This is a genomic window from Spiroplasma endosymbiont of Lariophagus distinguendus (assembly GCF_023846195.1).
In the GTDB taxonomy this organism is placed as follows: domain Bacteria; phylum Bacillota_I; class Bacilli_A; order Mycoplasmatales; family VBWQ01; genus Spiroplasma_E.
Genome location: NZ_JALMUW010000050.1, coordinates 1 through 7543, shown reverse-complemented (window position 1 = coordinate 7543; position 7543 = coordinate 1). Strand labels below are relative to the sequence as shown.

Here is a 7543-nt window from a genome sequence, read left to right as displayed (position 1 = left end):
ATTTATTCTCCTTTTATAAATTTAAATTGCATATTTCCAATAGTATCTCTATTATTACCAACTATAATTAAATATCCAGTTTGTCCATTTTCTAATATTCATGAATAATAAATATCTTGTGGATATAATTTTGGATATAAATTTAATGCTAATAAATAACATAAAGCATCTTCTTTATTTTTTAATAAACTTACTGTTTTACATATTATTTCTTTTGGGCTTTTTTCATTATAAAATCATTCAGTTCTAATATTTCTCATTATTTATTCTCCTTGTTCAATTTTAATTATTAGATTTTTTAAACATATTTTTTCTCATATATAAAATTCTATTTGTTTAAAATATTTAACATTAGATATTTCATTTGTAAGTCATGTTATTCGTTCTTCTAAATCTTTAATTAATTTTTCTTTATTAATACAATTTTTATGTCTTGATTTATTAATTTCATCAACTTTATTTCTATGTTCTTTACAATATGCTCTGCCATATTCATCAATAGATTCATTAGCTTTAATTTGACATTGAATTAATTTTTCATTTCAAGTTTCAGTTCACATACATGTCATGATAAATTTACCTTTCACTAAACTTCAAACTTTTCTATTATTTCTTCTTCTTTTTCTAATTCTTTTAATTTAGATAAAGTAGAATTTATATCATTATTATCAATATCATTATTTGCATTAATAATTTTAATTTCATCACCAGTATTATCTTTATAAGCAATTGTTTCTTCATCAATTAATATACCTTGGTCTAATTGAAGTGCTAAATTAATATCATCTTGATTATTTAATACTATAATTGGTGTTTTATTAATTTCACGAATTAATGCTTTAACTACTGTTTTTAAAGCCATTTGGTCAAAACTAGTATTTCAAGGACTATCTTCACGCTTAGTTTTACTAAATTTTTTTCTTCATTCTTGACATTCTTCAACAGTCATTCCTTTATAAAAATTATTAATTTTTCCATTTTTATCTAAAAGTGAAATATAACAATAATAACCAATTGTATTAATAGTTTTTCTTTCAAAAATTAATGCTGGATTAATTTCTCATTTATTATTTTCTTGATTAAATTTATGTGCAGTTGTTATTTTTTCTCTTTGAAAATCAACTACTAATCCAGTTCTTTGTAATAATGTTAATCAACCATCTTCTTGAATTTGCACTTGTAATTCATCACCATAAGGTATTAATGCTAATTCTTTTTTAATAGGATTAATTGAAAGATTTAATTTATATAAATTAAATAAAGCATTAAATAAACTTTGTTGATTCATATTTCTTAAATCTTTACTAGAATTTCTAATCATTTCATAATAATTTCTAAATTTTAATAATTCTTCTTTATTACTTTTAATAAAATTAGGAATTTTTAATTCATTTTTATTATTACTCATTAGTTGATTCTCCTTTTTTATTTAATAATTCTAAAATTTCATCTAATTTTTTATTAATTTTGCCTATATGTTTTAATAAAATTAAAATTGATTTATCCATAAGTTACTCCTATCATTTTTTAATTGTTTTAAATCTATTATCTAAATGTACTTCGATATTTTTACTAGGATTAATTATTAAATGACTATTAATAATAATTCAATTATTTTGGTTACTATCTAATTTTTGTGGTAACTTATCAAATTCAATTGAATTACAAGAATAAATAGTTTTTTCTTTAATTGATTTTTCATTAATCATTTTATTTCTCCTTATTAATTTAACTTTTTACAATCTCAACATAAATTGTTTTGACAACATTCGTATTTTTGATGTTCATGGCAATAGTATAAAAAATTACATTTATTCATTATTTTCTTCTTTTTGCATTTCTTTGAATTTACGTCAGTTTAAATCTTCTAAATTATTATTAAAGTCTATAAATATTCTTTCTCTATAAAGATTTATTTGACTTTTAATAAACTTAATATCTTCTTGTAAATCTTTAATCATATTTCAAATAAATATATTTTGTTCTGGTTCATTATCTTGAAAAGTAAATAAAAAATATTTATGTAAACACATTTCTTTATATTTTAAATCTTGTTTTAAAATTCTCATTTTTTCTTTATTCTCAGGTATTTTTTTAATCATTTTTATTTTCTCCTTTAAAATATTTTGTTTTTGCATTAAATCATTCAATTAATAACTCACTTGTTATTTCAATTTGAATTTCTTCTTGAATATTTTTGTTAGTTAAATAAACATAGGTTTTATTACATGGACTTATACCATTAGCAAGTAACATACAATAATAAGCAGTTAATTGTAATTTAATTCTTTTTAATTTATCTTCATCAATACAAGCATATGTTTTATAATCAACTAAATAATATTTATTTTCTTTTTTATCTAAATAAACTAAATCTGGTGTTCCAGCAATTAAATTATCAGCAATAGGTTTTTCTATAATAAATTCATAATTATTTTTATCTTTAAATTTTTCTTTTAAAAACATAAGTGATTTTTTACAATAAGAATAATTTATTGAATTTGTTACTGGTTTTAATTTTTTTAATAAATTATTAATAATATTTTCTTGATTAATATTTTGTAAATATAATTCATTAAGTTTATGAACTCATTTACCACGATTTGAAGCATTTTTTAATACTTCTGGTGCTATATGACTATAACCAAAACCTAAATAATTATCAATAATTCTAGAAACTGAAATTAATTCTTTATCTTCTAAAAAATATTGATGAGTTTCTTTTTTAAAAATTAATTTACTCATATTTATTTCTACCTATTAATAATCAAAAACATTTATTACATAATCTATTACCAAAAGAAGATTGTTTTCTACATTTATCACAAGAACCAACCATTCTATATTCTCTATATTCCATAAATATTTTTCCTTTCATTAATTAAGTTTTTGATTTGTATATTCCATATCTAATTCCATTACTAATATTTCATAATGTGTAATAAAAGCATTTTCTAATAAATGATGTTTATAATTTCTATGAAAATTATTAGCATCTTTAAATGTAGAAAAAACTTTATATTTTGTTTCATCTGTATAATTAACTTGATATTTTATTAAATAAACGTATGCCATATTTATTTTTCTCCTTTATTTTATTTATTGTGTTATGATATTGTTAATGAGGTATGTATTTATATATAAAACCCCTTACTTTTTTAAATAATAAAAATGTAATTATTAATATAGATTAATGGGTTCTTTACTGAGCCATAATAAGGCTATTCAAATTAATCTATAATTACATTAAGCGATACAGTGTAACATTTTAACTTGCTTAACATTAAATGCTCTTTTATCCTGATATAGAAGTATTTACATTTCGTACTCACTATTAGACTTCTACGACAGTTTTATGAAGTTTTAATCTTTTAACAAAAAAAGAACGATAGTTATATCGTTCTTTGTTATCCGTTTTATTTTATGAATCTATCCATTAATCTCATACGTCCTTAGAAAAGACAATTTAATATTTTAAAACAAGAATTAGATAATAGGAAAAAGCAAAAAATAAATAAACTATTAAGTAATAAAACAACGTGAGAAAACCCAGATAAAGCAAAACCAACAGTTACTAATCCTGTTGCTAAAAATTTTGATTTAAGTGTTATAGTTAATTCTTCTGATATACAACCCCCAATTAGTCCAGTAACAAAACAACGAAGTTATTCAATATAAAATATTGTTTTAAAAATAATTTTAATAGTTTTGTTAAAAAGAGTAAAATTATATATTTTTTATATTTACATTTATAAAAAATATATAATTTTACTGAGTATTTAAAGGGTAGAAAAAATATTCAAAAAATAATAAAGGAAGTAAAAAATATGCCATGAGAACCATATGAAAAATGAAGTACAAAAGATAAAGATTCACTTGCAAAAAAATTAGATGAAGTAAATAATAGTTTTGGAAAAGAAAGAGAAAGACGAGGAAAAGTTGCTGCTACATTCGAAGAAAGTAATAAAAATAAGAACATAATAAATGATAAACCTTTAGTAAACATAGATAATAATGCTACTACTAAAGTTGCAAAATGTATTATTTTATAAATAATTAAAAACTACTTAATTAATTAAGTAGTTTTTAATTTAGTTTCATGATAAAAGAAAAAAGAAATTTTATATTTTATAAATTAAAGATGATAGTTAAAACTTGTTAATTTGAGTTTTACCTTATGTTATAATCAAATTAGAGGTGGACTATGGAATGCTACTTTACTAACCATAAAACTAATAATATTTTAATATTAGATGAAGAAGATAGTAAACATCTAATTAAAGTATTACGTCATAAAATTAATGATGAAATAGTTATTATTCATCAAGAACAAAAATATTTAACAAAAATTATTGAAATTACATCAGTTATTAAATGCGAAATTATAAAAACAGTGCCAAATAGTAATTCAGAATTAAGATGTAAAATCACATTAGTAATATCGTTATTAAAAGAACAAAAATTTGATTTAGTCATTCAAAAAGCAGTAGAATTGGGAGTTTATCAAATTGTGCCATTGCAGTTAAAACGATGTGTTAGTATTTTAACAAGAACAAAAGCAGAACAGAAAGTTTTACGTTGACAAAATATTGCAAAAGCTGCTGCCAAACAATCAAATCGCAATTTAATTCCGATTGTTACACCCGTTGTTTTTGATTTAAAACAATTAGAACGATATCGGTCTCATCTTAATTTGGTTGCATATGAAAATTCATCAGAAACTAGTTGGATTAGTCAAATAAATAATAAATTATCATCAATAACAATTATAGTTGGACCCGAAGGAGGAATCACTAAAGAAGAAATTGCAACTTTAACACAACTTAATTTTAGTAATATTAGTTTAGGAAAATTAATTTTACGTGCCGAAACTGCACCTTTATTTTTAATGTCAATCATTAATTATGAAACAAGTTTAAAAAGTTAAAGGAGTACAAGATGATTAAAATTGGTATTATTGGAACTGGAAAAATTGTTCAAAGATTTATAAAGCAATCGTTAACTAATAAAAAAGTTAAAATAACTTGTATATATTCAAGAAGTTTAGATAAAGCAGAAACATGAGCAAAAAAATATAATATTGCCCATAGTACTGATGATTTAAATAAAATGATAGAACATATTGATGCTATTTATATTGCTTCACCAAATGGTTTGCATTACAAACAAAGTAAATTATTTTTAAATAATAATATTCATGTTTTAGTAGAAAAAACTATTACTTTTACAGTTGAAGAAGTTAAAGACCTAATTTCTTTAGCAAGAAGTAAAAAATTAATTTTATTAGAAGCTTATGTTACTGTTCATTTACCTATTTTTTCTAAATTAAAAAAATTAGTTCATGAAATAAATCCAGAAGTAGTTAACCTTAATTTTAATCGTATTTCTTCAAGAATGCCATCAGTTGAAAAAGGAATATATGATTCTGTTTTTGATAAAGATTTTGGTAAAGGTGCAACTTATGATAGTTTAGTATATCCATTACAATTAGTATTGTATTTATTAGGTAAAGTAAAAACAGTTAAAGCGATGGCAATTAAATTACCTAATGGTGTTAATTTAAGTAATCATGTTATTTTGAAGCATGAAAATGGAACTATTACTACTATTACTTGTAGTAAAGGAGTAACCTCTTATGCACAAAGTGAATTTATAGGTCATAATAGTAGTCTTGTTTTATCACAAGTTCATCCATTAAGTGGAATTAAGGTTTATACTAAAAACGGAATAAAAGAAATCGCAGATAATACTAATGAAGAAAGTTTAATGACATATGAATTAAATGATTTTGTAAAAATGATTAAAAATAAAGATTATTTAAGTCGAGATTATTGATTAAATCATAGTTTAATGAATCTTGAAGTTATTGAAGCAATTATTAAAAGTGAAAATGAATTAGGAGTTGAAGTTTATGAAAAGTAATATTAATTTAAATGAATATATTGATCATACATTATTAAAACCAGAAGCAACATTATCAATGATTGATACATTATGTAAAGAAGCTAAAACTTATTATTTTAAAGCAGTTTGTATTAATCCATTTTATGTTAATCGTGCTGTTACTTTATTAAAAAATAGTAATGTTAAAGTATGTACAGTGGTTGGTTTTCCATTGGGTGCCAATACTACACAAACTAAAATAGCAGAAACAATTAATGCGATTAAAGATGGTGCTCAAGAAATTGATGTTGTTATTAATATTGGTGCATTAAAGGATAATGATCAAAAACTTGTATTGCAAGATCTACAAGCAGTTCGTAATGCATGTCCACAAAATATTATTTTAAAAGTAATAATTGAGTGTAGTTTATTAACAACAGAACAAAAAATTATTGCTTGTCAGTTAGTAACTAAAGTAAAAGCAGATTTTATTAAAACTTCAACTGGTTTTGCTAATGGTGGTGCCACGGTTGCTGATATTAAATTAATGAAAGCAAATATTGGTCCTCATGTTGCAATTAAAGCTTCTGGTGGTATTAAAAATCAAGATGATGCAATGGCGATGATTAATGCTGGTGCTACTAGAATTGGTACTAGTAATGGTGTTGCTATTATTTCAGGACAAGAAACTAAGGGTGGTTATTAATTAATGTAAATCAACAATTATATACTAAATATAAAAGAAAGAACAAAATATCTAAAACAGAAAATGAGAAAACAATAATCATTAACTTCATTTATTTATTATCTTTAAATAATTAAAATCAATTTATGAAAACTAATAATTTTGATAAAAATTGATATTTAAGGATTGTTTTTAAAGAAGTTTTTTCTTTAATAGACAAAATTATTTTTGAAAAATGCTTATATTATTTTTTAAAAAAGATTGATTTTGATAGGAAAATTATTGAAAATAATACTGTTTAAAAATATTTAACATTGAATTTACTAAGCAAAGATAATTAATCATCAATTACAAAAAGTCATCAGAAATAAAAAAGTCTTTCTTAATGATATGGCAGTTTTTCAAAATATTTTACTTAGTAATTAAAATATAACAAAAATTGAACAATTCATTTCAATTTTGAATAGGAATTGTTCAATTTATAATAAATTTAAAGATAGAATTAATCTGAACTAGTACTTTGCAAAACAAATATGTACAGGTTTCTAAAAAACCTCTTTCATTCTTTTATTTAGAGATCTTTGCTTTGATAGTGTACTGTAAAATCTCATTTATTTCAATCGCCATCTCTATTTGTTTTGACTACTAAACCTTGTGATCCATCTGTTGGTAATTTTGTTCAAAAATTTCTTATTTCTGGAAAGTTTTTATAAAGAATGTTAAAACCTGTTTCTATATCTGTAAGTCAAATATTTGATTTAGTATTATCAATTCGTGGAAACCTTCTTAGTTCTTCAAAAAGACGAGCTTCTGTAGAAACATTTGAAACATAAATATCTATCAAATTTTTAAATGTAAAATAATCAATTCAAATTTTTATATAATTTGCTTTCGTCATCCTATACTCTACTTCAAATGCTAAACAATTGGGAATCTCATCTTTTCATTTTGATGAATTGGAATGGCGGCACTTAG

At 22.0% G+C, this 7543-nt stretch carries 13 protein-coding genes; 4 read left to right on the top strand and 9 right to left on the bottom strand.

What is annotated here, in order from left to right; all coding sequences use genetic code 4:
• Nucleotides 1-2: 2 nt before the first annotated feature.
• From M0D11_RS04610 to M0D11_RS04580, 8 genes are all read right to left on the bottom strand, one after another.
• A complete protein-coding gene (locus M0D11_RS04610) occupies nucleotides 3-260 on the bottom strand; it encodes a hypothetical protein (RefSeq protein WP_252320526.1) in 258 nt (85 codons plus the stop codon).
• A gap of 3 nt (nucleotides 261-263) precedes the next feature.
• On the bottom strand, nucleotides 264-569 hold the full coding sequence (locus M0D11_RS04605) for a hypothetical protein (protein WP_252320524.1): 306 nt from the start codon (nucleotides 567-569) through the stop codon (nucleotides 264-266).
• A 17-nt stretch (nucleotides 570-586) separates the two neighbouring features.
• Entirely contained in the window at nucleotides 587-1408 is an 822-nt protein-coding gene (locus M0D11_RS04600; RefSeq protein WP_252320522.1) for a RecT family recombinase, read from the bottom strand.
• A 109-nt stretch (nucleotides 1409-1517) separates the two neighbouring features.
• Nucleotides 1518-1709, bottom strand: coding sequence for a hypothetical protein (locus M0D11_RS04595; RefSeq protein ID WP_252320519.1), 192 nt, complete (start codon nucleotides 1707-1709; stop codon nucleotides 1518-1520).
• A 102-nt stretch (nucleotides 1710-1811) separates the two neighbouring features.
• Complete coding sequence (locus M0D11_RS04590) at nucleotides 1812-2102, bottom strand: hypothetical protein (RefSeq protein WP_252320517.1); 291 nt, start codon at nucleotides 2100-2102, stop codon at nucleotides 1812-1814.
• Nucleotides 2095-2745, bottom strand: coding sequence for a PD-(D/E)XK nuclease family protein (locus M0D11_RS04585; protein WP_252320515.1), 651 nt, complete (start codon nucleotides 2743-2745; stop codon nucleotides 2095-2097). The genes M0D11_RS04590 and M0D11_RS04585 overlap by 8 nt, the downstream gene beginning before the upstream one ends.
• Entirely contained in the window at nucleotides 2738-2860 is a 123-nt protein-coding gene (locus M0D11_RS06945) for a hypothetical protein (RefSeq protein WP_256468427.1), read from the bottom strand. The genes M0D11_RS04585 and M0D11_RS06945 overlap by 8 nt, the downstream gene beginning before the upstream one ends.
• Before the next feature lie 17 nt (nucleotides 2861-2877).
• Nucleotides 2878-3075: a hypothetical protein gene (locus M0D11_RS04580; RefSeq protein ID WP_252320513.1), complete on the bottom strand. Its 198-nt coding sequence runs from the start codon at nucleotides 3073-3075 to the stop codon at nucleotides 2878-2880.
• Between the two features lie 752 nt (nucleotides 3076-3827).
• Here M0D11_RS04580 and M0D11_RS04575 point away from each other — a divergent pair.
• From M0D11_RS04575 to deoC, 4 genes are all read left to right on the top strand, one after another.
• On the top strand, nucleotides 3828-4052 hold the full coding sequence (locus M0D11_RS04575; protein ID WP_252320511.1) for a hypothetical protein: 225 nt from the start codon (nucleotides 3828-3830) through the stop codon (nucleotides 4050-4052).
• Between the two features lie 152 nt (nucleotides 4053-4204).
• Entirely contained in the window at nucleotides 4205-4927 is a 723-nt protein-coding gene (locus M0D11_RS04570) for an RsmE family RNA methyltransferase (RefSeq protein ID WP_252320509.1), read from the top strand.
• Between the two features lie 11 nt (nucleotides 4928-4938).
• Entirely contained in the window at nucleotides 4939-5922 is a 984-nt protein-coding gene (locus M0D11_RS04565) for a Gfo/Idh/MocA family protein (protein ID WP_252320507.1), read from the top strand.
• Complete coding sequence (gene deoC, locus M0D11_RS04560) at nucleotides 5912-6589, top strand: deoxyribose-phosphate aldolase (protein WP_252320505.1); 678 nt, start codon at nucleotides 5912-5914, stop codon at nucleotides 6587-6589. Before M0D11_RS04565 ends, deoC begins: the two co-directional genes overlap by 11 nt.
• A gap of 550 nt (nucleotides 6590-7139) precedes the next feature.
• On the opposite strand, the gene M0D11_RS04555 is transcribed toward deoC, so the two are convergent.
• Nucleotides 7140-7543 (bottom strand): hypothetical protein (locus tag M0D11_RS04555; protein ID WP_252320503.1); only part of this gene is annotated, 404 nt, incomplete at its 5' end.